Origin of the sequence: Streptomyces sp. NRRL F-2664 (assembly GCF_000719345.1) — a bacterium.
Lineage (GTDB): Bacteria > Actinomycetota > Actinomycetes > Streptomycetales > Streptomycetaceae > Streptomyces.
Map to the genome: position 1 here is coordinate 1 of NZ_JOFX01000177.1, position 1,972 is coordinate 1,972.

Genomic DNA, 1,972 nt, shown 5'->3' on the forward strand with positions numbered 1-1,972 from the left:
CAGTCTTTCGGCTTTCCGGGACGGGGCGGTCGGTCAAGGGTGGAGCGAAGCTCCATCGCGAAGCGACGCGACCGCAGGGAGCGCCCTTGACGGACCGACACGGCACGGAAGGACGATGGGACTGACGGGAAACCCCCAGACCCTCCCCCACACCGATTCACCGAAGCCTCCCCTCACCGAAGCCACCTCCACCCCCCACCCCCGCCGTTCGCGTTACGCGGCCTGCCCCGTGGGTATCTCGGCCTGCACGGGAGAGGGGGCGTCGTGCGGGCTGGTGTGCGGACGTTCGGGCGGACGTTCGGGCGGGGGGTGGCCGCGGGCGGGGTGGTCGTGACGCTCGCTGCGGCCGGGTGGTTGATGTGGGTGTTGCCCGGGCCGCAGCTGGGGGCGGTGTTGGGCTTCGGGCCCGTCGACGGGGTCGTCTCCGTCCACCGCTGCTACGAGGCCGTCGACGCCGAGGGCTATACGACCGGTACCGACTGCACGGGCTGGTACACCCCCCGGCGGCCGGGGGAGGCGGCGCGCGAGATCGTGCTGGACACGGCCGCCGACGAGTACCGGCGAGGCACCCGGGTGGAGGTGCGGACGGCGAGGGGCAGGGCGTACGAGCTGTCGGGGACCGCCGTGTTCAACTTCGGCACGGCCGCCGGCCTGCTGCTCATTCCGTTCGCGGCGCTCGCCGCCTGGTTGTTCGCCTGTGCGCGCAGCGGCACGGTGGCGAGCGGCGACGGCTACTTCCTGCTGTCCCTGGTCGGCCTGTTCGCCTCCATCGTGGTGGCGGCGGTGGCCGGGATCCTGGTCGAGATCGGGACCGCCGTCTTCTGACGGCGGTCCCGTCGGCGCCCCGCTGCGGACGGGGGCGTGACGTTCGGATCAGGCCTTGGCCGCCGGGCGGTAGGTGCACACGTGCACGCCCGCGGGGCTGATGGTGGTGGAGGCCAGTTCGAGCGTGTGCAGGCCGCCGTCCTCCGGGAAGATCGACTTTCCGCCGCCCAGGAGCACCGGCATGATCATGAGCCGGAGTTCGTCGACGAGGCCTTCGCTCAGCAGGGTGCGCACGAGGGTGGGGCTGCCCATGACCACCAGGTCGCCGCCCTCGCCGTCGCGCAGCTCGCGGATGCGGGCCACGGCCTTGTCGCCGTCGATGCGGGTGGTGTTGTCCCATGTCAGGTCGTCGTCGCCGAGGGTTCGGGTGACGACGTACTTCGGCAGGGCGTTCATCCGGTCGGCGAAGGGGTCGCCGGCCCGCTCGGGCCAGGCCGCTGCCATGTTCCGCCAGGTGCGGCGCCCGTACAGCAGTGCGTCGGCCTTCTCCAGCGCCTCGGTGAAGGAGCCGCCGACGACCTCCGGGTCGAAGAAGGGCTGCGTCCACCCGCCGTGGGCGAAGCCGCCGTCGTTGTCCTCGCCCTGACCGCCCGGAGCCTGCACGACGCCGTCGAGGCTGATGAATTCGGTGATGACGATGCGCATGGGAGGCGTTCCTCTTCCGTCCGGGGCGGTACCTACACAGCTAAGACCGCCCGGCCCCGCGGAACGCATCGGTCCGTCCGCCCCTTTCCGAGTGATCTGCGTCACATTGGGGCGGAGGTGTGGAGGGGGTCGCGCCCGGCGGCCCCTGCCGGGGGGCGCGGCGGGCCAGGGGGTGTGTTCGGCCATTCGGTGATCGAACCGGGGTCTGGCTGCAAATAGGTTGTCATCGGCCCATACCGGACGGAGAGTTGGCATCGTTGTCCGATCTGTCGTGAGACCCCGGTGAAGGTGAGACGAATGGTGCGTCACATCTGCCGGGCGGACGGCGAGTCGGGTCGGAATACCTGATAGACAGTGGATATTCACGGCCGGACCGGCCGCATACCCTTGAACGGCTCCTTGGGGGGATCGCCGCACTGTGAAGCCGCTTCACCGCCACATCGTCAACACCTCGCGCAAGGTCCTGTGTACGGCCGCGCTCGCGGCCAGCCTGACCACTGCC

General features: G+C 70.7%; 2 protein-coding genes. One reads left to right on the forward strand and one right to left on the reverse strand.

The annotated features are described in order from the left end of the window. Positions 1 to 264 precede the first annotated feature (264 nt). The gene (locus IF89_RS0135115) at positions 265 to 825 is read left to right on the forward strand and encodes a hypothetical protein (protein WP_158718125.1); all 561 of its coding nucleotides are present in this window, start codon (positions 265 to 267) and stop codon (positions 823 to 825) included. A gap of 48 nt (positions 826 to 873) precedes the next feature. Here the strand turns inward: IF89_RS0135115 and IF89_RS0135120 are convergent, their stop codons facing one another. After that, positions 874 to 1,470: a dihydrofolate reductase family protein gene (locus tag IF89_RS0135120; RefSeq protein WP_030777088.1), complete on the reverse strand. Its 597-nt coding sequence runs from the start codon at positions 1,468 to 1,470 to the stop codon at positions 874 to 876. Between the last annotated feature and the right edge of the window lie 502 nt (positions 1,471 to 1,972).

Excerpts from the sequence above, each read along its gene's own strand:
- IF89_RS0135120 (WP_030777088.1), bottom strand. The coding sequence starts at position 1,470 with ATGCGCATCGTCATCACCGAATTCATCAGCCTCGACGGCGTCGTGCAG.